Here is a 21,048-nt window from a genome sequence, read left to right on the forward strand (position 1 = left end):
CTGTACTACATACAACTGAATATGGAACCTGGAAAGCCGTCGCTACTGGCGGTTTTCTTTTATGCCTCAATATGCAAAACACGCATGTGACGTGTCTTCTGTATGTCTCAACAGGCAGAGAACATACTTGTGATATGTTTTCTGTTCCCTGAAAAAGATTGGAGAGTGATATTGTTTGAAACGCTTTTATGCCCTTCTGTGTGCTGCCGCACTTTTTATGTGCCTGTTCCCGGTACAGGTTTTCGCCTCCGGTCAGGGCAATATTGACGGTGGCGCTGCGTCCGTAAGTGCGTAGAAATACTATGCATGTGGACTATTAAGAAATCTGTCTTTGGCAAGACAGTCGTGTAAAAGTATCAAAGGTTATTAAATTAACCGCACGATTACCAACAGACTTATCTGCAATGGAAACAACGCAGGGAGTGTAGCATGTCTGTAACGCCGTAAATGAGCCTAACTATCATGGCTTAGATGTAATGGCAAGGTAAAAGGTTAGATATGAGGATAAAAGTTTTATTACTTGAATGACAGTCTGAGGTGGCATAGTCGAGCCGCTGATGTAAGGATAGTTGAAAAGTCAGAGTGATGTTGAAGTTGCATACCCGCCCGCGTGCAAGAGTTCGTGATACTAGCATCAACCACCCATTGTAAATGGGAAAAGGCGAACGTCATATCCGACAATCTAACAAGCTGTGTTCTTAATGGTCTAAGCGGAGATTGCCTAAATCGGAACGCTATGTAAATAGCTATGTGTAATGCCGAAAGGGGATAAATTCCAAGATGTAAAAAGTCAAGGAAGATGACACTGAATATCCGACATGGTAACAGAGTCCCCATAGTAGTCTGCGATTGGGTAATGCCAATTACATGAGGTGAAATTCCTCGCGGCGAAGGGGGACAGTTTATCTTTTAATACAAATTGAAGAAAGGTGCGTGAGGCATTGAGAAATCCGATTGATGTATTAAACAGTTTGAAGTCAAAATCCTGCAATGAAAACTACAAATTTGAACGGCTGTACCGCAATCTGTACAACCCTGACTTTTACCTGTTGGCATACCAAAATATCTACGCCAACGAGGGGAATATGACAGAAGGAGCAGACGGCAAAACCATTGACGGAATGGGAATGAACAGGATTAACGGCTTGATAGCGCAGATGAAAAACCACAGCTATCAGCCAAAACCAGCACGCAGAACCTACATCAAAAAGAAAAACGGTAAATTGCGCCCATTGGGCATACCGTCAGTTGATGACAAGCTGGTACAGGAAATCGTCAGAATGATTTTGGAAAGTATTTATGATGACAGTTTTAGTGAACGCTCCCACGGTTTTAGGCCAAATCGCAGCTGTCACACAGCCCTAAAGCAAATCAAGTGTGAATTTACAGCGGTGAAATGGTTCATTGAGGGGGATATTAAAGGTTTCTTTGACAACATTGACCATCAAATCATGGTGGCATTACTGCGTAAGAGAATACAGGACGAATATTTTTTGGCATTGGTGTGGAAATTCCTAAAAGCAGGGTATCTTGAGGACTGGGTATATCACAAAACGTATTCTGGCACCCCGCAAGGCTCTATCATTAGTCCGATACTGTCAAACATCTATTTAGATGAGTTTGATAAGTACATGGAAAACTACAAAAATGGCTTTGACCAAGGTAACGGTAAGGAAAACAACCCGGAATACAGGCAATGGGAATACAAACTAAAATACATTCGTCACAAGAAATATCCCAAAGCCAAATGGGAATGTATGACCGCCGAAGAAAAGAAACCTGTTATCAAATATGCAAAAAGTCTAAAGAAACAAATGCACTCCCTGCCCTACTCAAATCCAATGGACGAGGGCTACAAGCGACTTGTGTATGTACGCTATGCAGATGATTGGTTGTGCGGAGTAATCGGAAGCAAAGAAGATGCGGAAAATATCAAGGCGGATATTAAAAAGTATCTGGCTGAAACGCTGAAATTGGAGTTATCCGAAGAAAAAACGCTCATTACGCATAGTAGTGACAGCAAAGCTAAGTTTTTGGGATATGAAATCTACACCACCAAAGACGAAAGCATTAAGCGTCACAAAAACGGTCAGACCAGACGTACACGCATGGGCAGAATACAGCTTTACGTTCCAAAAGAAAAGTGGTTGGGTAAACTGTTGGACTACGGTGCTTTGCAAATCAAATATGACAAGAATAACAATAACCAAGAAATCTACAAACCTGTTCACAGAAACTATTTAGTCAACAATGATGACCTTGAAATACTCATGCAGTATAATTCTGAAATCCGTGGATTCTACAATTATTATCGGATTGCGGACAATGTGAGCGTGCTGAACAATTTCTTTTATGTGATGAAGTTTAGCCTGTTTAAGACCTATGGCAGAAAGTATCAAAAGCGCATAGGTCAAATCAGAAAGCAGTTTGGGTATGATAAGAAATTTGGCATAGAGTACGAAACGAAACAGGGAAAACAAAAAATGTTTTTGTACAACGAGGGGTTCACCAAGCAAAATATTAAGGTGATAACCAGTGCCAGTGTTGACAATGTTCCGTCAATTAGTAGAAGATATGGACGTTCGGGGTTAATTGCAAGATTAAAAGCGAATATGTGTGAATACTGTGGGGCAACAAATGTACCCATGGAAATTCATCATGTCAAAAAGCTGAAAAACCTCAAAGGCAAGAAAAATTGGGAGCGTCACATGATTGCTATGAAAAGAAAAACGATGGTACTCTGCTTGGACTGCCATCAAAAATTGCACGCAGGTAAATTAGACTAAAACTGATAGATAAACGGAGAGCCGTATACATCGAGAGATGTCCGTACGGTTCGGAGGGGAGTGTCTGAAAACCTACCATAGCAATATGGCAAGGCGTTGGGCGCTTACCCTGTGCGGCAGCATGAACCAGGGCACTTCCACCAACTTCTGGTCTCCCGGTAATGACGGAGTACGGGTCACCGTTGTAGATGCCCAGTCCGGTTCCGCCGTCAGCGCACCGGTAGACTTTGCCAACCGCAGCCAGTCCTCCACGATCCTTCATTTTGGCAAAGTAAATAAGATTCAATATAAAAACGGAGCATCTCTTTCCATGCAGTCCGGTGTTCCTTATAACTGTCTTCAGCCCTCCTATTCCATGCCGGCTATCATGACCAGCAACAGCCGGCCTGCTACTATTGAAGCTATTAAGCGTTACTTCTGCTCGGAATATGCCTGCATGATGGTGGCAGATGCCACCGGCGTCAACTATGACAAAATGCTGGCCGGAGACTATAAGATCATGCTGGAGCCGATTGCTTATGTAACCTTCAATGGTGTCAAATACTGTTTTACCGCAACAGAAGCTGCTCTTTATGATCAACTCTCCGCTGGCTCCTTACGAAGTAAGCTTCCCTCTGTGGCATTTCAAAACCTGCCCCTTGCCTTGTTCCTCGAATATAGTGATCTGGGATTCCCGGCCTGGACCGGAGGCAGACGGGGAATACAGTCCAATGCAGATATCATCAATACACTGGGCATTGGTATTGTATGGTTCGAGGGTGTGGAAGAACCCAGTGGGGAGATTGAGGCGCCCGATGTAGAATACCGGGTAAACACGGATGTGATCACTGCCATCCGTCTTCGGACCAACAGACGTCTGACACCGGATAACCCAGCAACAGTCACGTTCCACATCCTGGGAAAGGCTTATACCGTCCGCAACATTGTCATTCCTGCGAATGACTCCCAGCTGGTGTGGGTGAAATGGCACACGCCTGACACTCCTCAGACCATCACGATTACTGTGAACTTAAGCAGCGGATTTACTGCCCAAGATACCTTTGTGGCAAAAATAGTGGACTTAAATGAAAAGATCCCGCCCGACCCGCTGGCAACCGACATCAATCCTGGTTATTCTGTTCCCTCACTCCCAGTAAATCCACAGAAACTCAGTGCGAGCTGGGGCGTATGGAACTGCTACTGGGTTCCGGACTGGCAATGGTGCGACCATGGTGAGGATGGCGGACACTGGGTTGACCGTGGTGACTGGGAATATGATTATACCGGCTACTCGGCCTCCATCAGCGGAGTTATGACACTGATGCCGGATGATATTGTGCCAACAGCAAACGGAAAAGATATGAAAAGCGGATACGGTGTCAAGACTGAGGTACGGGCAGTGCTTTCCACCGATTCACCGGACGGACATCATACCAATCCCCAGACAGCGTTCTCTGTGTTCCCAGAATTTCAGTACAAGACGTATCTCCGGCTTTTGCAGCGCGTTTCCAGCGGACGCAGTGCAAAATTTATCTTCCGGCCCAATGAATTTTCCACTTACGGGCGAACGGTACATTTTACCCCCGTGTGGTTCCCGGACAACACCAGCTATACTGTGTATACACAGGTATGGGATACCTGGACGCCAGACGGGATGTTGTCGGTAAACCTTGATGATTCTGTCACCATTCATCAAAGTGTGTTTGACGACTGGTACACGAACCGTGAATAGCCGGATACTTTCTCTCTATGAACCACTGGTCTTCGCATGCATCGCTGGATTTGCAGCATATGACCTGAAAAAGAAGCGGGTGTCTGATCGGGCACTCTTCTTCTTTTGCCCGCTTGCGTTTCTGGCACCTTTTGTCCATATAGGATTCTTTTGGAATCAGCCACTGCTTTTGATCTCCCTTTTTTGTTCTCTTGGCGGGGCCGCAGCCGGCTTTCTGATTCTTCTGGCAGCGGCAATGCTATCCTTGGACGGCGCAGGAATAGGCGGAGGAGACATCAAACTGGCTGCAGTCATGGGATTTATCTATGGCCCCTCCCGCATGCTGGCAGTTCTTCTGATTGCCTCCGGCCTTGCTACTGGTCTGTCCCTTGCAGTAGGAAGGAAACACCAGGAAGAGAAACTTTCCCTTCCCTTTGTTCCCTTCCTTATGGCCGGGAGCCTGACTGTCACACTGGCTGCGATCCTATAACAGCGCTCTTTTTATAGAATACCATGCGCTGTTTGCACTACATATAGAATAGGAGTGAATAAAAATCATGAAATTAAACAACCGCTTTATTTTCGGCCTGCTCAGCATCCTTCTGGCGGCCGTAATTGCTTTTGTCGCCCTGCCCACCATTGCAAAACAGACCAACGGCAAGACGGAAATTGTCCGTATCTCCAAACCTATACTTAAAGGCGAACAGATCACAGCGGGCAACACGGAAATCGTGGAAGTCGGAAGTTATAACCTGCCTCCGAACATTGCCCACTCTCTTGCAGATGTCAAAGGACTCTATGCTACAGCAGATCTTTCCCAAGGAGATTATATTCTGACCTCCAAGACCAGCGCCACCCCAATATCCTCAGATGTAGCGCTGAACAGCATCCCTTCCGGAAAGGTTGCGATCTCCCTGACCGTAAAAACGCTGGCCTCCGGCCTATCTGATAAGCTGCAGCCAAACGATATCATCCGTGTCTACCATTTCCTTGATGTGGCAGAGGAGGTTCCGGAACTGCGTTTTGTCAAGGTGCTGTCTGTCACGGATGCCAAAGGCGTTAATGTGGACAATACGAAAGACCCTGTGGAGGATGAAGAAAAACAGCAGTCAGCAACCATTACCGTCCTGGCAAGTCCGGAGCAGGCACGGGTCATCACTTCCCTGGAAAATGACGGCGTTGCCCATGTGGCCCTGATCTCCCGCAACAACGACAAACTGGCGGAGGAACTTCTTGCAGCACAGGAACTGTTCCTGCAGGAGATCTATTTCCCGGAACCGGAAGAGGAAGAAACAGAAAGCGAATTCGGTGAACAGGAATCTGACGGTGCAGAAAAATCTGAGGACGAGTCTGCATCCACAGAAGAAACAAAATTTGAGGGGGCTGTGGAAGATGGGAAAGATAACCCTGAAAGCGGAAAAGACACAGAAGGAAATAAGGCCGGATAACGACCGGAAAGGAGGAATGATTTCCATGTCCAAAGTAATCACTGTCTGGGGAAGCCCTGGAAGCGGCAAATCCATGTTCTGCTGCATTCTTGCCAAAGCACTGACCCGTGATAAACGTAAAGCCATCATTATAAGCGGAGAACCGGGTACCCCCATGCTCCCGGTATGGATTCCGGAACAGATCACTACCACGAATGTTTCTATCGGGCAGGTTTTAAGCAGTGTAGAGATTGATACTTCTCTGGTGGCCAGCCATGTAACAGTACTGAAAAATTATCCTTATATCGGTCTCATGGGCTACAGCGCAGGCGAAAATCCCTTAAGCTACCCGGAAACTGATTATAACATGGTTCTGCAGCTGATATCTTCTGCAAAAAGGCTGGTGGATTTTGTTATCCTGGACTGCAGTTCTGCCATGACCAATGTATTCACGCCTGCCTCTATCGAATCCGGAGATCTGGTACTCCGTATCCTGACGCCGGATTTAAAAGGAATCAACTACCTGAAGGCGCATCAGGCTCTGTTAGTAGACGGACGTTTCCATTACCATGAGCATATGACCTTTGCCGGCATGGCCCGTCCTTTTCATGCTTTTGACGAAATGGGCTATATCATCGGCGGGTTTGACGGCCTGCTGCCCTATGGGAAGGAGATCGACCGCTGCGCTACGGAAGGCGGTATGTTCCAGGCTATCAAATACTGCAACTCCAAGTATACTGCCTCTCTGAATAGGATTCTGGATGTCCTGGAAGAAATGGAGCTTGCCGAACAGCAGGAAGAGGAAAGCTATGAAGACGGATATGAGGAATATGAATTCGGGGAGGAGAATGAGGATGAATAATTTAAACGACATCTTTTTTGCTCCAGTTGAAAACGGCACCCTGACTTATGACCAGGTACTGGAGGACGTACAGCGCTATTTTTCAGAAAATCATGCCTCTACGATTGCAGGTGTCGGAGAAACAGACTCAAACCGCGCAGTCAGCGTCCTGAAAGAACTGATGGTGCAATATCTGGTAAAGCGCAAATATGCTATCGCAGGACTCACCACAGAGGAATTATGCGCCAAACTTTATGAGGACATGGCTGGTTATTCCTTCCTTAAAAAATGGATCTACCAGCCTGGCGTGGAGGAAGTAAACATCAATGCCTATAACGATATTGAAGTCATTATGAACAGCGGACGCAGCATCAAGATTCCTGATAAGTTTTCTTCCCCTCAGCATGCCATTGATGTCGTGCGGCGTATGCTGAACGCCTGCGGCATGGTCATTGATGATACCATGCCCTCCGTAATCGGTTTTCTCGACAAAAATATTCGTATCTCTGTGGATAAAACGCCCATTGTAGATGCGGAGGTGGGAATAAATGCCTCCATCCGTATTGTCAATCAGAATACCGTGTCCGAACAGAAGCTGCTGGACTCCGGCAGCGCCACCAAGGAAATGCTCCATTTCCTGACTGCCTGTATCCGCTATGGGGTATCTGTATGTATTGCCGGCTCTACCGGCTCCGGAAAGACGACCATTATGGCCTGGCTCTTATCCAATGTGCCGGACAACCGCCGTCTTATCACCATAGAAGAGGGCAGCCGGGAATTTGACCTGGTGAAACGGGATGAAGAGGGAAACATCCTCAACTCCGTGGTACATCTCCTTACCAGACCCCATGAGAATCCCTCCATGAACATCAATCAGGATTTCCTTCTGGAACGGGTACTACGAAAGCATCCGGATGTGATCGGTGTAGGAGAAATGCGGTCAGCAGCGGAAAGCTTGTCGGCAGCAGAAAGCTCCCGTACCGGTCATACGGTCTGCACGACTATCCATTCCAATTCCTGTGAAAGTACCTACCGCAGGATGATGACACTTGCCAAGCGGAAATACAACATGGATGATTCCATCCTGATGCAGATCATGGTAGAGGCATATCCGGTTGTCGTGTTCACCAAACAGCTGGAGGACCGATCCCGGAAAATCATGGAGATTATCGAGGGAGAAGACTATCTGGACGGAAAACTTTTATACCGTTCTCTGTACAAATATGAAGTGATTGACAATGTAATTGACGACAGGGGGGCTGCCAAAGTAGTCGGCCACCACCGAAAGATGGATACCATATCCGGGACGCTGAAAAAACGGCTGCTGGATAACGGCATATCCTACAAGGAATTGCAGGAATTTCTGGGAAAGGAGGAAGGTTAGTTGCAGTGGATCTATCTTATCTGTTTTATCCTGATCAGCGCAGGGCTTCTGGCTCTGTTCCAGGTGCGCCTAAAAGACTTTACAGATGTGATTTTTAATTCCAAAAGACATACCGCTACGCTTTCGGATGAACTAAATGTACTGATGGGAACTCCTACCGGAGGATTTTTCAATCAGGACTATGAGATCAAGCAGATCTTAAAGGATACCGGAAAAGCTGACCGCTATGAAGCAGTCACACAGCTGACGCTTATCCTTTTCGCAGTAGGCGCAGTCCTGGCACTGCTGATCAACAATGTATATCTGGTTCCTATCCTGGGCATCGGCTTCTCTCTCCTGCCCATGTGGTATCTCCGCAGCGCGGCGTCCAGCTACAAAAAGCACCTGAATGAGGAACTGGAAACAGCGATCTCCATCATCACCACTTCCTATCTGCGAACAGAGGATCTGCTCCGCTCCGTAAGAGAGAACCTGTCTTATATCAATGAGCCCATCAAGGCGAACTTTGAGGCATTTGTATACGAAAGCGAGCTGATCAATGCCAATATGACCAGCGCTATCAACTCCCTGAAAATGAAAATTCCCAACCGGGTCTTTCACGAATGGGCCAATATCCTGATCCAATGCCAGTCGGACCGTTCCATGAAAAATACGCTGCCGACCATTGTGCAGAAATTTTCCGATGTTCGTGTGGTGCAGTCGGAACTGGAAGCCATGATGCAGGGACCCAGGCGGGAAGCCATTACCATGATGTTTCTGGTCATTGCCAATGTCCCCCTGTTGTATTTCCTCAACAAGGACTGGTTTCATACTCTGATCTATACCACACCAGGCAAGATTGCTCTGGCGATCTGTGCAGCCATTATCCTGTTTGCACTGACACAGATTATGAAGCTCAGCAAGCCTATTGAGTACGGAGGTGACGGCACATGACACTGTTAGCACTGATTGCCATCATCCTTTTTGGGTTCGCTGTCTACAATCTGTCCACAGCCTTCGCAGATATTCCTACCAGCAAAACATCAAAAATGATGATGCTGGCCCGGAAACAGCAGGGCACGAAAAAAGAACAGCTTCTGGATGTGTATATCACGAAAGTCGCCAGACTGTTTGCCCCTTACCTGCGGCTGGACAAGTTAAAGAGGAACAAACTGCAGGCAGCACTCAACATTGCCGGACTGGAGCTGACTCCGGAGGTTTACACAGCCAGAGCATGGATAACCGCTGGATCCGTTGGGTTTAGTGCCATTCCTCTAGCGTTCCTGATGCCGCTTTTTGTGCCGGTCCTGATCGGAACGGCCGTAGCATTATGGTTTTCTACCTATTATGCGGCATTTGATTTTGTAAAAAAGCGGCGTAAGCTCATTGAAACGGAAATTCCGCGCTTTGCCCTGACCATTGGGCAGAATCTGGAAAACGACCGGGATGTACTGAAAATACTGACTTCCTACCGCAGAGTGGCTGGCCGGGATTTTGGTGCTGAACTGGATCAAACCATAGCAGATATGAAGACCGGAAATTACGAAAATGCCCTTATCCGTTTTGAAACCCGTATCGGAAGTCCTATGCTCTCGGATGTGGTACGCGGTCTGGTAGGTGTCCTTCGAGGGGATGACCAGAGGATGTATTTTAAAATGATCTGTTTCGATATGAGGCAGATCGAGCAAAACAATTTAAAAAAAGAGGCAGCCAAACGACCCAAAAAGATTCAGCGGTACTCCATGATGATGCTCATATGTATCATGATTATTTATCTGGTAGTCCTGTGTACAGAAGTCTTAAGTTCCCTTGGAGCCTTCTTTGGATAAAAGTGGAATCGCCTTTTATAAGGCTTTTACAAAGTGACCATAAGGAAAAAGGAGGCGGTAACTTGTACCACAGCGGCTTCCCTTAGCAGACTGTATTTATCAGCAGACTTTTGTTCCGCCATTGCTAAAAAGCGGATACAGACAGGAGTTTCCATGAAAAAACGTGAAAAATATACCCCGCCTTTACTGGCAGAAACAGAAAAGAAGCGCTTTCACCGGCTGCTCCATGAGCGCCCTGTACCCTACCCGGACAGACCGCAGACCCAAAAAAGCAGCCGCACAAGACCAATCCGGCGTCCCTAAACGGATGTCGCATATAACTAAAATCGTACATCAATTTAAGGAGGTTTTCCATGAAAAAAATTACAACTTGCATCCGCAACAAAACAGATCGTGTCATTAACCGTGCCCGGATGGCAATCTGCAACCAGCGTGGGGATTTCTATATCTCCGATGCAGTAAAGATCATCATTGCCGTTGTACTGGGTGCGCTGCTGCTGGCCGCCCTGACTCTTATCTTCAATGATACGGTCATCCCCAGAATTACACGGGAGATTGAGGGACTGTTTGGCTGATATCCGGCAATTTAAAAAATCAGGGGAACCAGATTGCAGAAATTTGCGTCTGGTTCTCCTTTTTTCTATTTGTAGGGAATTTATTTCAAGAGACATACCGTATTTTAGAAAAATTTAAGAAAAAAATTCAATTTATTTGTCATTCAATGATGAGGAAATGAGCGTAAGAGGAGATGAAAACAAGTGAAAAGCAAAAAATGTAAAATGTATCCCTTTTTAAAGGCAGTACGTGGGAACTGGCACAATGCCCTGTTTATCAAATGTGACTATGATGTTTGCCCTCATAATCAGTTCCCCACTTGCAAGGGATTCCTACTGACCATTGATGCAGATGGCACTCCGATTCTGATGCCAGTAAAAATTTTACAACAGTCATCCGGAGAATCTATCGAGTCGGAAGAATGTCGGGCTGTACTTAGCAAACAATCTTTTGAAGCTATTTATGGTCTCTATATTGAGTGGCATACGGTTTCTCCTGCAGACTGCCCTCTTTTGGAACTTTATCAGCTATCTGATGGCAATGCCTGCCTTTAAAAGCGGATGATCACAAAAATATCCTATATAAAAAATAACTTTAACGGAGGTGACTAATGAAAAACATAAAAAAACACAGTATGAAATGTCCTTACTGCGGGGCACCCGCCGTTTGCAGACCCTCCAGCATAGTTTATGGTTCTGAAACCATTGACCACAAAAGCTATCTGTATCTTTGTTCCCGCTGGCCTGCATGCGATGCGTATGTGAGCGCACACAAAAAGGATCGCAGACCGATGGGAACTATGGCGAACGGTGAACTGCGCCATAAACGCATCCTTGCTCACCGTGCTCTGCAAAAGCTGCAAAAAGAGCGCCATATGGATAAATGGGCTGTCTATGTCTGGCTTCAGACAAAGTTCAACCTGGATGAAAGGCAGGCACATATTGCCATGTTTTCCGAGCAAATGTGTGATCGGGTCATTTCCTTGTGCCGTTCACCGGCAGAATCCAGCCGCAACCTGGCTGCATGAAAAGAGGTGAGTACATATGAAGCAAACGGTTCTATTGACCAAAGAACAACAGAAGCTGGTGGAAACCCATCTATATATTGTCGGCTGGGTCATCACAGAAAGTATTCATGTTAATGAAACTATATTTGGATTTGAATATGAGGATTTATATCAGGAAGGCTGTCTCTTGTTGTGCCATGCAGCCAGGACCTATAATCCTGGCCGTGCGATGTTCTCTACCTATTCCAAAAGAGTCGTATACAACGGTCTTCTTACCTATTGCCGCAAGATGTGCCGACATCCATGCAGTCATTTATCCATAGGTACAGACGGAGAAATGATTGTTAATGATTCTTTTTCTGTAAAGGCTGATAATAACAGCTTTGAGGCTCAGGTCAGTATCATAGAAACGCTGGATCTCCTTGCATCTGTTGAAAAAACATACAAAGGTGTGGCAAGGCTTGGGATTGGGGCTATGAAGCTAAGACTCGAGGGTTTAAGCATAAAAGAAATTGCCGAGCTTTATCATGTACCCACAACTTACATAGGTGCCTGGATTTCCCGTGCCAGCCAAAAGCTCAGAAAGGACCCCACATTTTTATCAGGACTTTCATAAGTAATATCAAAAATATCTCTTATCATGTATGAAGGAAGGAGGACTTCTTATGTCTATAAAAACTTTATATACCGCAGTCGGACGTTTTGAACGCAGGACAAATGGATGTCAGCGTTACTGCCCAGTCATCATCCTTGGCGGAAAGGAATATATGGTCGATATCCAGGAAATGATTATCTGGACATGCCTGAACTGGCGGATTACCCACCTGGAAGAGATCGGAACGCTCTACGCCCAAATCACACCCACTATTGAAGATATTGTAAACCGTCCATGGGAAGACTGTGTGGAACGGCTTCTGATGCGTGGGCTTCTGGTCTGTGGAAAGGGGGAAACGGAATACGATGCACTTTATGATCTTCTCTCTTCTATGTACATTATCCCCACAGATGGTTCCATGGTACTGCGTGCCTTTTCCTTCCTGAAGCTGACGCTGCTCAACCATGTTCCTTTTTCAGCAGCAAAAAAGCTTTTTCTCAAAGACAAGCGCACAGACAGCGAAAAACAGGTGATGGCACTAGTACAGCATTGCTTAAATATCAGTGATTAAATTACTAATGGTATCCCGGCATATGTCCACTTAAATGGGTGTGCTGTAAGATTGTATTGTTCAATAAAGCGCAGGATGCTTGCTTCCAGTTCTTCTATTGATAGGTAGCTTTTCCGCTTCAGCAGCTTCCGGTTAATGATGCCAAACCATATCTCAATCTGGTTCATCCAGGAACTGTGTTTCGGAGTATAGACAAAGCGGATCCGGTGGGAAGGGTCATGCAGGAAATCCGCTCGGCTTTCCATACTTTTAAGGATCCCTGTTTTCCCTTTTTTGCCCAGTTCCACGCCAAGGGCACAGGCTTCTGCCACAAAGCGGACAAGGGCTTCCGATTTATGGGTGTTTAGGCCATCGCATATAAATGTCCATGGGGCTTGCGGGTCTGTCCCTACCAATGCTTTCACGGCTTCCACAAAATCCTCTTCTGTGCGTGTGGAGTTTAAATACGGCATTTCCATACGGCCCGTTGCAACATCAAAGAACCCGATGAGGCTGGTCGTGCCATGGCGGATATACTCAAACTCCATTTTGGCGCACTGGCCGGGTAATGGGAGCTTGTCAGGATATTTATGTTCCAGCGCTTGTACCCCGGTCATTTCATCCGTGGAAACAATGTGTGCACCTTCCCGGCTTTGTTCCTGGGCACTCTGGTACAGGCCGCAGATTTCGTTTACTTTCCGCGCAAAAGATTCCGGGGCTTCCGTCTTTTCCGAAGAATGAAGCCAGTAACGGATTTTGTGGGGATGTAAATCTACCTCATTTTTAAAAAACGGCTGACAGATTTCTCAGAAATCTGTTCAGCGATCCCCTGCTTTTTAATTTCTGCCACTAACAGCGGGAGACTCCACTGGCTTACTTCGTACCCAAAATCATTTGGGTTGCTGCAGGCAAGGTCGATGATCCGCATGATCTGGTCCGGCGTAAAAACAGACGGGGCACCGGGGCGTTTTTTATCGGACAGGACTGCCCGTATCTCATCTTCAAGCTTTTTCGGGTCGTCCATTTCAATCCTCCGCAAGGCTGGGAGCGCCGCGAGGAACCGACTGCGCCAGGTGGCAACATTATTATAATGAAGCCCGACCTGTGGTGCAATATTCTGGTTGAGTTCCCCCTGTGACGCAAGCAGGACAATGCTGGCTCTTTTGACCAGTCCTGACGGAAGGGAGCGGCTTTTTGAAAAAGCAGATAATATGTTTTTCATGGCATCAGATAAAACCGGGATAGTATCAATTGTTTTCCTTCGCATAATAACACATCCATTCTTTAGTGATAGAATTATTATGCACCGACTACAATAAAAAAGCAACGTCTATTCATTATTATTTTGGCAATGCTGTACTAGCCAAACAGGCTCTGCTCTCTACAGCAGAACTAATCCGGTGCATGGAAAAAAATCTCCACTCTTTTCCCACAGAAGAAAGCATTCTGGACGGACTTTATGATAACCCGGATATCACAAGCGATAATATTAGCTGTCTCATGCAGAGTGCAGCCAGCAGCCAGACAGTTACTCTTGCCGTTGCAAATCTGTATCTGCGGCAGCAGATTATTTTTGAAAGGATATGATTCTGATCTGCCTGATAAAAATGTAAAAAAGAATAGATTCCTGCAGAATAGCCGTGTTCGGTCTCCTATTTTATTATAGAAGAAACCTTCTTCATGGCTTCTGCATTTAATGTACCACCATATTTTGTATTATGCCACTCCAAAACTCTATATATAGTGTTTATATTCTTGACAGCTACAATATATAGTGTTATACTTACCTTGTAATTGATTTTTGTGCGTATCCTTACAGGATTGCAGACAAAAATGTCTGTATAGCGATAAGCAATCGCATTGCACACGCTGTTAAGTTTGTATTTCAGTGTCAGTGGTATTTCTGTGCCCGTTTGAGCCGGAACCATCTGGCACTTTTTTATAGATATTAAGGCCAGTGGCAGAAAGGAGCGTTATGGCACAGATTTTTGCATTTGGACGTGTGGAAAATGATCTGGTTCCTAAAAAAAGCCAGAATGATTCCACCTATGCCGGCTTTGGCTTTACAGAGCAGGCAGGCAAGGGACAGTACCAGTATTACCAGGTATGGGCATGGGATGATGAAGTATCACGCCTCATACAACATAGGATTAAAAAAGGCAGCCGTTTATGGATTACCGGCAGGCTACAGCTGGTTGACTGTACTTCCAGTCATGGGAAGAATAAGACAAAGATTCTGAAGGTATATCTTTCTGATTTTGGATTTCTTCCAGGTCCTCTTCCTAAAGGAACATCCACTGATTTTCCAAATGACACCGAGACAGCAAATGTCCCGTCTTCTCCCTCTATGGAGATACTGGACGGTGAGCGTGAGTCTCTGCCGGAGTAGCCTTTACTTCGGCTGCAAAGAGGAACCATATTGGTTTTCAGAATGATACTGAAAAACCGGTATGGTTCCTCTTTTTTTATGCATCACACCAAGAGATACTGGGTGTATTTCATAACAATCAAAGAAAGGATGGTTTAAACAATGAAAAGTGACAAAGCTCTCTGGAGCAGCATCAGCATCCTTATAGGTGCTGTCATCGCCATACTGGCGCTGGTAAGAGGCGCATGGCAGACATGGCTCCTTCTCGGAGTATTTACTCTCTGGGGATTGTGGGTTGTAACAATTCTCCTGCTTCCCTACATGCAGCAGACCAAGCGGCGCAGACTCCGCAGCCAGCTGATTAAGAAACGTCAGGCAGAGGGAATCGCTAAAGAGGTTCCATTTGAAATGCTGTCAGTCGGCCAGGCAGAAGCAGAAACTCTTCTGCTCCACCATGTCAACCACCGTATTTCTGCTTATCTTCAGGCTGCTTATCCTGATATAACGTGGGAATGGTGTGAAAAGAAGCCAGAAAGGCTGATCCTGACAGGAGGCACCGGGCGTATCCGTGTCTTTGGTATCTCCGATTTTGATCATGCGGATGTCACGATGGACCAGCAGGCCAATATCCAATGCAGCATGGTCAAGATAGTTCCTCTTTCGGCCGTTAATGGAACGGAACCGGAGAATGCAGTTCCGCCGAACAGACAGCCGGTAGATCCCCAGATCTGGTATGAAGTTCAGGGAAGAAATGTCCTGGAAACTCTTGTAACCGACTTAAATTCCCGCGGACATAGCCATTTGACGATTCATGAGGACGGGGATGTCTGTATCGAAGAAGATGCTGTGGAGGTCTCAAAAGAGCATCTTATCAACTTTCCGGAAAAAACATACTGGTCACGGCTGGTACAGGTTTTGGAACGCAACGGACTGGCGGCAGAGATTACGGCAAAAGGCATCCAGGTTTCCTGGTAAATGCGCAAACAATAAGAAAGGAGTGAAACAGAATGAAAGAAGGTCTTTCTCTGGAAGAAATGGCCGCCGAGATCACCCGGCAGAGTAAATTAAAAGAAGATTATCTAGTGGATACCAGAAGCCTGCAGATGGAATCCTATGGTTCTCAGGTCTATCTCCACATGTTTGACGGAAAAACCGAACCGGTGGAACCTATGCAGATTAATACCATCGCTCACCGGCAACTGGGAACCTACTTAAAGATTCCCGCATCCTACTATGACCGGATGCTTGCGGAAAAACCCGAGCTTCTTGCTGCCAATGTCAATACCTGGTTCCAGCATGCCCCGTCTAAACGTCTTCTGCGTACTATGGGTGGCACAGCAAGAGCATTCTTAAGCAATCGCTACCGCCGGATCGACAATATGGAGATAGCCCAGGCAGTCCTGCCTATTATCGGACGTATGGAAGGCGCACGTTTTGAGAGCTGTCAGATCACAGACAGCAGAATGTATATGAAGATCGTCAATACCCGCCTGGAGGCAGAGGTCGTTCCCGGAGACATTGTACAGGCCGGAGTCATCATATCCAACAGTGAAACCGGTATGGGTGCTGTCAATATCCAGCCCCTTGTGTATCGCCTGGTATGTAGTAATGGCATGATTGTCAATGATGCACAAACCCGCCGAAATCATGTGGGCCGGGTTAATGATATGGAGGAAAGCTTTCAGCTTTACTCGGAAAAAACTCTGGCAGCAGACGATAAAGCTTTTATCCTGAAAATTCAGGATACCGTAAAAGCTGCGGTAGAAGAAGCACGTTTCTCCCAGGTCGTTGGCCTGATGCAGAATGCCACACAGGCAGAAATGAACACCAAGGACGTTCCTGGCATTGTCAAGCTGGCCAGCCGGGAATTCCATATCACGGATGATGAGGGAGAAGGAATCCTTCAGCATCTGATTGAAGGAAAAGACCTGACCCTGTATGGGCTTTCCAATGCGGTTACCCGTCACAGCCAGGATGTAGAAAACTATGACCGTGCTACACAGCTGGAGAGCATTGGTTATGATATCCTTTCCATGCCGTCACGGCAGTGGAACCGGATCAACCAGATGGCCGCCTGATCAGTCATCCCAACACTATTACAAATCTTAAGGAGGAAACAATATGTATAACAATCAAAACAACACTTTGGTAGAACAGGAAAGATTTATGCTCCCGACGGCTATGCCCGAAGCCGAATTCACTCAGGAAGAACTGGCTGAGGATATGGATGGCCTTCAGATCAGCTTCCCCCGGGTCAAGATTCCGGCCGGCGGCGCCTTGCAGTTTGAGATTCCCTCGGATGACCCCGAAAATCCGGATTATGCGAAAACCCTGGTTGGAGTTATCCTTTTTCATCACCCCAATAATGCTTACTGGCCGGAAGGCAGTGAGTATGATGATAATGCCACCCCGCTGTGCTCTTCTGTAGATGGCAAGCTGGGAATCGGCGAACCGGGAGGCTCCTGCGCCGTCTGTGCTTTGAATCAGTTTGGCTCTGCTGCAGAAGGGAACGGAAAAGCCTGCAAGAACATGCGTGTACTCTATCTGCTTCGCAGCGGCGAGTTTATGCCTCTTCAGGTAACTTTGCCGCCTACCAGCCTGAAGCCGTTCCGTGAATTTATGAACCAGTCCTTTATGCTTCGCCGCCGTGCAGCTTACGGCAGCGTTGTACAGATTGGTCTCAAGAAAATGAGCAACGGAAAGGATGATTACAGCGTTGCAACCTTCCGCCGCCTGCATGATTTCAGTGGTGAAGAGCTGGCGCAGATTCGCGCTTATGCAGATGGCTTTAAAGAACAAGCTCGTATGATGCTCCAGCAGCGTGCAACCGTCAATGAAACACAGCATGACGATGGCTGTGATTATGGTAACGGCAATGTAGAAGTCCTTCCAGTTGATGCAAGTGGAAGATTTGCCTATGGCCGGCCTCTTGACGGAGAGCGTGAAGCTCTGCCTGCCTGATAATATAGCTGTTATGATAAAATATCATATGTAATGTCTGAAAAGGGATTCTTCTGGTTCTATGCCAGCGGAATCCTTTTCCCGTTTAGGAGGAAATCACAATGAAAAATGAAATACCTTTAACCATGGAGCAACGTTTATTTGCGGCTGAACACCATGATTTAGTTTATAAATATCTTCACAAAAGGCAGTTATCTATAGATGAATTTTATGATGTTATTATTTTTGCTTATCTCCGCTCTGTTCGCCGATATTTAACAGAACCTGCATTAGAAAATTACTCATTTACTACTATTGCCTGGAAAGCAATGAACAGCGCAGTATATAATTACTATCGTTCTCAAAGAAGTCCAAAACACAATGCCTTCGTATACAGTCTTCATTCAAGACCTTATCCCAACAATTTATCATTAGAGGAAACAATCGCTGCTCCTGATCCGCTTATGCGTCAATTGGAAGATCGGCTTTTTTTTCATGATCTGGCGAAACGATTATCAAAGCAGCAGATGGATGTTGTATATCTAAAATCCTGTGGTTATGATGACCACGATATTGCCCGTAACCAAAATACTACTCTACATCACATCCAGAATATTTTGAAAAATGTGCGCCATATACTGATCGAAATATGCTGCGAGTGATGCTGTAAACTCTACACTTCAATCCCAAAATAGAATGGAGGTCAGAAAGAATGAGAAAGAAAAAAGAAGAAAAAAAGAAAGTAATGCTTTGCGGTCAGCTTATCTGTCCTGTTACAATCGGAAAGCCTGCTGTTTTTGCAGCCGAAGGAAATCTCTACCGTACCTCCCGTGTTGTGGCACTGCATAGGCAGACCATGGAAGAGATTCATTTTGAAACTATGAATACCCATTACCATTTGTCCATGAGCCCTTTTCCGCTGGCGGTCATGAGTCCGCTCCCTGTGAGTCTGGCCGCATGTGCGTAAATGGACTTTAAGTAACTGTGGCGGCAGCACTTCGCTGTCCGCCTTCACATTCCGGCCGTGGTTTATTCAAACTGCGGCCTTTTCTAAAGGAGATTGCTATGGATTTACTTAAAAAATTTGAAAACATTGAGGTTAAAGCAGATACCCGTATTTCCCAAGCTGACCGGATATTCTGCGAGGCTCACCAGGCAGCTTATGAACATGCCAAAAGCACTTTAGCAGAGCTGGAATTCTTCTGGGAAGATATGCGAAGTCAGCACAGGGAACTGCTGGCGCCAACCGAAGCATCTGCTGATACCTATCTTACTACATATGGTGGGCTTGAGCTTTCCAGTAGAAAGATTCGGGAACAGATTCGCTCTCTGCATGCCATGTTTATAGACCATCTGGTTTCGTACTTTGCTGCAACTTATCATTTTTCTATTGATAAGAGTAAAGTGGAATGCAACCTCATTCCTCAGAAACCTACGGACAGATTGGTGGATGATTATAAAGAACTGGCTAAAAGGCATACACAGGAGCTGGAAAATCTCTCGCTCTGTTATTCAGATGTCCTGGAACAGATATTTATTCAGACCGGTGGTCGGGCCTTTTTTGAGCAGGCACTCCATGAACTCAAAGAAAACTGCCATAACGCTGCCTGGAATTCGGACGATGGCCGGGCAAAATTTGAACAGAAAAAAAGTGTTTTACAGTTTACCAATTATGCCTGCCGTTTTCACAGCTGGCACAGAAGCGAGTCCTGGGAACTAACCAGCAAAATGAAGGATATCATACGTGGGATTTCTCATTTTGAAACTGGCGGATTTGATTACACTCCAGCCAGCCTCTCCAGACTTCTCATACGTGAGCTCAATTCGAGTCAATGTGAATTTTCAGATTGTGAAAAAGTACAGTCCTTGAAAATGTTCAAGAATGGGCGGGTGGATCTGAAATTTTCCAGCGAAACTTATGCTCTGCAGTTTGTGGAAGAATACCTGAAAACCATATGTTAAAGGAGGGAATATGATTGAAATACTCTTATCAGGAGGAACCCATTCCTCAAGATAAACGAAAAAGCTTAAACGAAAAAGTTCTATATCTGATCGACAACGACAGCTCTGATTCCTGCTCTATCAGCCCAGCGGATATCTACAATGCCTATACTGGTGATGGCGGCCTGCATGGTCTGGAACGGGATGACTACGAAAATTATCATGCTTATAGCGAGGCGAAAAAAGAAATTGAAAACGGTCAGTTCTTTACCCCACCCCGTATATGTAACTTTGTAACCGCATGCCTGAAGTTGTCTGAGTATGATCTGGTGGCGGATCTTACATGTGGTATGGGAAGCTTTTTTAACTTTATACCAGCAGAGACGAATATCTATGGCTGTGATCTGGATGTAAGAGCTGTTAAAGTGGCAAAATTTCTCTATCCGGCTGCAACCATTGAATGCAGGGATATCCGCACTTGTCAGCCGGACACACGGTTTGACTATGTGATTGGGAATCCCCCTTTCCATTTAAAGTGGTGGACTCAAAATGGCAGGGAATTATCCTCACAAATGTACTATTGCCTGAAGGCTGCAGAGGTTTTAAAACCCCTTGGTATTCTTGCCCTGATTGTTCCCAAATCCTATCTGTCAGATACATTTACTGACAGTGGACAAATCCGGGAAATGGAAAAGCATTACAGTTTTCTGGGACAGGTGTTGCTTCCAGAGGATGCATTCTCCTACCTGGGGGTCAGCCGTTTCCCCACAAAGCTACAATTTTGGCAGAAAAAAACTGCTGCAAATGGCTGGAAGTCTCACCCCTATCGGACAGAGGCCGAACATACCCTGGCAAGAGATTTTAATGTTCAAGAGGAATCTCAGTATATCCATAAAAAGATTGTAGCATTTGCCAAATCAGCACTGGAAAATAACCAGTCAAAAATCCTTTTGGAACTGGCAAAATCAAGCAGTACATCCGGTGACTTTAAATACCAAACCCAAAAACTTCTGTACCATATCAAGGTGCATCCAGTTACCCGGCCATCCTATGCCAGATGCTGTGAATATCTGCATCGCTTTTATACCCAGCGCATGCCTGAAGGTATGAGGTATGAGCTATGAGCAATGGTGTAAAACACAGCTTACGGAAAAAAA

The 21,048-nt window shown here is 45.9% G+C and carries 25 protein-coding genes; 23 read left to right on the top strand and 2 right to left on the bottom strand.

Going from position 1 to position 21,048, the window contains the following annotated elements; translation table 11 throughout:
* The first annotated feature begins 941 nt into the window (after nucleotides 1-941).
* The 14 genes from LA360_RS08255 to LA360_RS08320 all read left to right on the top strand — a co-directional run bounded on the left by LA360_RS08255 (nucleotide 942) and on the right by LA360_RS08320 (nucleotide 12,663).
* Nucleotides 942-2,786, top strand: coding sequence for a reverse transcriptase domain-containing protein (locus tag LA360_RS08255; RefSeq protein ID WP_112481736.1), 1,845 nt, complete (start codon nucleotides 942-944; stop codon nucleotides 2,784-2,786).
* Between the two features lie 85 nt (nucleotides 2,787-2,871).
* Nucleotides 2,872-4,497 (top strand): DUF8193 domain-containing protein, encoded by a 1,626-nt coding sequence (locus tag LA360_RS08260; RefSeq protein WP_166433697.1) that lies wholly within the window; start codon nucleotides 2,872-2,874, stop codon nucleotides 4,495-4,497.
* Nucleotides 4,439-4,966 (top strand): prepilin peptidase, encoded by a 528-nt coding sequence (locus tag LA360_RS08265; RefSeq protein ID WP_225537448.1) that lies wholly within the window; start codon nucleotides 4,439-4,441, stop codon nucleotides 4,964-4,966. The genes LA360_RS08260 and LA360_RS08265 overlap by 59 nt, the downstream gene beginning before the upstream one ends.
* Before the next feature lie 67 nt (nucleotides 4,967-5,033).
* Nucleotides 5,034-5,924, top strand: coding sequence for a Flp pilus assembly protein CpaB (gene cpaB, locus LA360_RS08270; RefSeq protein WP_112481668.1), 891 nt, complete (start codon nucleotides 5,034-5,036; stop codon nucleotides 5,922-5,924).
* Nucleotides 5,869-6,765 (top strand): CpaE/TadZ family protein, encoded by an 897-nt coding sequence (locus LA360_RS08275; protein WP_330411160.1) that lies wholly within the window; start codon nucleotides 5,869-5,871, stop codon nucleotides 6,763-6,765. The genes cpaB and LA360_RS08275 overlap by 56 nt, the downstream gene beginning before the upstream one ends.
* Nucleotides 6,758-8,128 carry a CpaF/VirB11 family protein gene (locus tag LA360_RS08280; protein WP_112481667.1) on the top strand — a complete coding sequence of 457 codons (1,371 nt, stop codon included), beginning with the start codon at nucleotides 6,758-6,760 and terminating at the stop codon, nucleotides 8,126-8,128. The genes LA360_RS08275 and LA360_RS08280 overlap by 8 nt, the downstream gene beginning before the upstream one ends.
* Nucleotides 8,129-9,061 (top strand): type II secretion system F family protein, encoded by a 933-nt coding sequence (locus LA360_RS08285; protein ID WP_112481666.1) that lies wholly within the window; start codon nucleotides 8,129-8,131, stop codon nucleotides 9,059-9,061.
* Complete coding sequence (locus LA360_RS08290; RefSeq protein ID WP_112481665.1) at nucleotides 9,058-9,936, top strand: hypothetical protein; 879 nt, start codon at nucleotides 9,058-9,060, stop codon at nucleotides 9,934-9,936. The genes LA360_RS08285 and LA360_RS08290 overlap by 4 nt, the downstream gene beginning before the upstream one ends.
* A 153-nt stretch (nucleotides 9,937-10,089) precedes the next feature.
* Nucleotides 10,090-10,239: a hypothetical protein gene (locus LA360_RS08295; protein WP_160116319.1), complete on the top strand. Its 150-nt coding sequence runs from the start codon at nucleotides 10,090-10,092 to the stop codon at nucleotides 10,237-10,239.
* 50 nt (nucleotides 10,240-10,289) lie between these two features.
* Entirely contained in the window at nucleotides 10,290-10,511 is a 222-nt protein-coding gene (locus LA360_RS08300; RefSeq protein ID WP_112481664.1) for a DUF6133 family protein, read from the top strand.
* A 183-nt stretch (nucleotides 10,512-10,694) separates the two neighbouring features.
* Nucleotides 10,695-11,045, top strand: a complete 351-nt coding sequence (locus LA360_RS08305; protein ID WP_112481663.1) for a hypothetical protein — start codon at nucleotides 10,695-10,697, stop codon at nucleotides 11,043-11,045.
* 56 nt (nucleotides 11,046-11,101) lie between these two features.
* Nucleotides 11,102-11,518, top strand: a complete 417-nt coding sequence (locus LA360_RS08310) for a zinc-finger-containing protein (protein ID WP_112481662.1) — start codon at nucleotides 11,102-11,104, stop codon at nucleotides 11,516-11,518.
* Nucleotides 11,519-11,534: 16 nt separating this feature from the next.
* A complete protein-coding gene (locus LA360_RS08315) occupies nucleotides 11,535-12,113 on the top strand; it encodes a sigma-70 family RNA polymerase sigma factor (RefSeq protein ID WP_112481661.1) in 579 nt (192 codons plus the stop codon).
* 49 nt (nucleotides 12,114-12,162) lie between these two features.
* Nucleotides 12,163-12,663 (top strand): hypothetical protein, encoded by a 501-nt coding sequence (locus tag LA360_RS08320; RefSeq protein ID WP_112481660.1) that lies wholly within the window; start codon nucleotides 12,163-12,165, stop codon nucleotides 12,661-12,663.
* Here LA360_RS08320 and LA360_RS08325 read toward each other — a convergent pair.
* Entirely contained in the window at nucleotides 12,660-13,445 is a 786-nt protein-coding gene (locus LA360_RS08325; protein WP_112481403.1) for a transposase, read from the bottom strand. The two genes, LA360_RS08320 and LA360_RS08325, sit on opposite strands and share 4 nt — an antisense overlap.
* Complete coding sequence (locus tag LA360_RS08330; RefSeq protein ID WP_112481404.1) at nucleotides 13,415-13,909, bottom strand: helix-turn-helix domain-containing protein; 495 nt, start codon at nucleotides 13,907-13,909, stop codon at nucleotides 13,415-13,417. The genes LA360_RS08325 and LA360_RS08330 overlap by 31 nt, the downstream gene beginning before the upstream one ends.
* A gap of 137 nt (nucleotides 13,910-14,046) precedes the next feature.
* Between LA360_RS08330 and LA360_RS08335 the strand changes: the two genes are divergently transcribed.
* From LA360_RS08335 to LA360_RS08375, 9 genes are all read left to right on the top strand, one after another.
* On the top strand, nucleotides 14,047-14,229 hold the full coding sequence (locus LA360_RS08335; RefSeq protein ID WP_112481659.1) for a hypothetical protein: 183 nt from the start codon (nucleotides 14,047-14,049) through the stop codon (nucleotides 14,227-14,229).
* A 388-nt stretch (nucleotides 14,230-14,617) separates the two neighbouring features.
* Nucleotides 14,618-15,031: a single-stranded DNA-binding protein gene (locus LA360_RS08340; RefSeq protein ID WP_112481658.1), complete on the top strand. Its 414-nt coding sequence runs from the start codon at nucleotides 14,618-14,620 to the stop codon at nucleotides 15,029-15,031.
* 141 nt (nucleotides 15,032-15,172) lie between these two features.
* On the top strand, nucleotides 15,173-15,985 hold the full coding sequence (locus LA360_RS08345; protein ID WP_112481657.1) for a hypothetical protein: 813 nt from the start codon (nucleotides 15,173-15,175) through the stop codon (nucleotides 15,983-15,985).
* A gap of 32 nt (nucleotides 15,986-16,017) precedes the next feature.
* Entirely contained in the window at nucleotides 16,018-17,088 is a 1,071-nt protein-coding gene (locus LA360_RS08350; RefSeq protein WP_112481656.1) for a DUF932 domain-containing protein, read from the top strand.
* 43 nt (nucleotides 17,089-17,131) lie between these two features.
* Nucleotides 17,132-17,971: a hypothetical protein gene (locus LA360_RS08355; protein ID WP_112481655.1), complete on the top strand. Its 840-nt coding sequence runs from the start codon at nucleotides 17,132-17,134 to the stop codon at nucleotides 17,969-17,971.
* 101 nt (nucleotides 17,972-18,072) lie between these two features.
* Complete coding sequence (locus LA360_RS08360; RefSeq protein WP_112481654.1) at nucleotides 18,073-18,612, top strand: sigma-70 RNA polymerase sigma factor region 4 domain-containing protein; 540 nt, start codon at nucleotides 18,073-18,075, stop codon at nucleotides 18,610-18,612.
* A gap of 50 nt (nucleotides 18,613-18,662) precedes the next feature.
* The gene (locus LA360_RS08365; protein ID WP_112481653.1) at nucleotides 18,663-18,917 is read left to right on the top strand and encodes a hypothetical protein; all 255 of its coding nucleotides are present in this window, start codon (nucleotides 18,663-18,665) and stop codon (nucleotides 18,915-18,917) included.
* Between the two features lie 98 nt (nucleotides 18,918-19,015).
* Nucleotides 19,016-19,912 carry a hypothetical protein gene (locus LA360_RS08370; RefSeq protein ID WP_112481652.1) on the top strand — a complete coding sequence of 299 codons (897 nt, stop codon included), beginning with the start codon at nucleotides 19,016-19,018 and terminating at the stop codon, nucleotides 19,910-19,912.
* Between the two features lie 14 nt (nucleotides 19,913-19,926).
* The gene (locus LA360_RS08375) at nucleotides 19,927-21,015 is read left to right on the top strand and encodes an N-6 DNA methylase (RefSeq protein WP_225537450.1); all 1,089 of its coding nucleotides are present in this window, start codon (nucleotides 19,927-19,929) and stop codon (nucleotides 21,013-21,015) included.
* Nucleotides 21,016-21,048: the final 33 nt, after the last annotated feature.

It is taken from the genome of Enterocloster clostridioformis (assembly GCF_020297485.1).
In the GTDB taxonomy this organism is placed as follows: domain Bacteria; phylum Bacillota; class Clostridia; order Lachnospirales; family Lachnospiraceae; genus Enterocloster; species Enterocloster clostridioformis.

Coding starts and splice junctions, on each gene's coding strand:
- cpaB (WP_112481668.1), top strand. CDS start 5,034: ATGAAATTAAACAACCGCTTTATTTTCGGCCTGCTCAGCATCCTTCTG.
- LA360_RS08275 (WP_330411160.1), top strand. CDS start 5,869: ATGGGAAAGATAACCCTGAAAGCGGAAAAGACACAGAAGGAAATAAGG.
- LA360_RS08280 (WP_112481667.1), top strand. CDS start 6,758: ATGAATAATTTAAACGACATCTTTTTTGCTCCAGTTGAAAACGGCACC.
- LA360_RS08335 (WP_112481659.1), top strand. CDS start 14,047: ATGGAAAAAAATCTCCACTCTTTTCCCACAGAAGAAAGCATTCTGGAC.
- LA360_RS08345 (WP_112481657.1), top strand. CDS start 15,173: ATGAAAAGTGACAAAGCTCTCTGGAGCAGCATCAGCATCCTTATAGGT.
- LA360_RS08315 (WP_112481661.1), top strand. CDS start 11,535: ATGAAGCAAACGGTTCTATTGACCAAAGAACAACAGAAGCTGGTGGAA.
- LA360_RS08370 (WP_112481652.1), top strand. CDS start 19,016: ATGGATTTACTTAAAAAATTTGAAAACATTGAGGTTAAAGCAGATACC.
- LA360_RS08320 (WP_112481660.1), top strand. CDS start 12,163: ATGTCTATAAAAACTTTATATACCGCAGTCGGACGTTTTGAACGCAGG.
- LA360_RS08260 (WP_166433697.1), top strand. CDS start 2,872: ATGGCAAGGCGTTGGGCGCTTACCCTGTGCGGCAGCATGAACCAGGGC.
- LA360_RS08290 (WP_112481665.1), top strand. CDS start 9,058: ATGACACTGTTAGCACTGATTGCCATCATCCTTTTTGGGTTCGCTGTC.
- LA360_RS08340 (WP_112481658.1), top strand. CDS start 14,618: ATGGCACAGATTTTTGCATTTGGACGTGTGGAAAATGATCTGGTTCCT.
- LA360_RS08365 (WP_112481653.1), top strand. CDS start 18,663: ATGAGAAAGAAAAAAGAAGAAAAAAAGAAAGTAATGCTTTGCGGTCAG.
- LA360_RS08355 (WP_112481655.1), top strand. CDS start 17,132: ATGTATAACAATCAAAACAACACTTTGGTAGAACAGGAAAGATTTATG.
- LA360_RS08360 (WP_112481654.1), top strand. CDS start 18,073: ATGAAAAATGAAATACCTTTAACCATGGAGCAACGTTTATTTGCGGCT.
- LA360_RS08265 (WP_225537448.1), top strand. CDS start 4,439: ATGATTCTGTCACCATTCATCAAAGTGTGTTTGACGACTGGTACACGA.
- LA360_RS08330 (WP_112481404.1), bottom strand. CDS start 13,909: ATGCGAAGGAAAACAATTGATACTATCCCGGTTTTATCTGATGCCATG.
- LA360_RS08350 (WP_112481656.1), top strand. CDS start 16,018: ATGAAAGAAGGTCTTTCTCTGGAAGAAATGGCCGCCGAGATCACCCGG.
- LA360_RS08310 (WP_112481662.1), top strand. CDS start 11,102: ATGAAAAACATAAAAAAACACAGTATGAAATGTCCTTACTGCGGGGCA.
- LA360_RS08300 (WP_112481664.1), top strand. CDS start 10,290: ATGAAAAAAATTACAACTTGCATCCGCAACAAAACAGATCGTGTCATT.
- LA360_RS08295 (WP_160116319.1), top strand. CDS start 10,090: ATGAAAAAACGTGAAAAATATACCCCGCCTTTACTGGCAGAAACAGAA.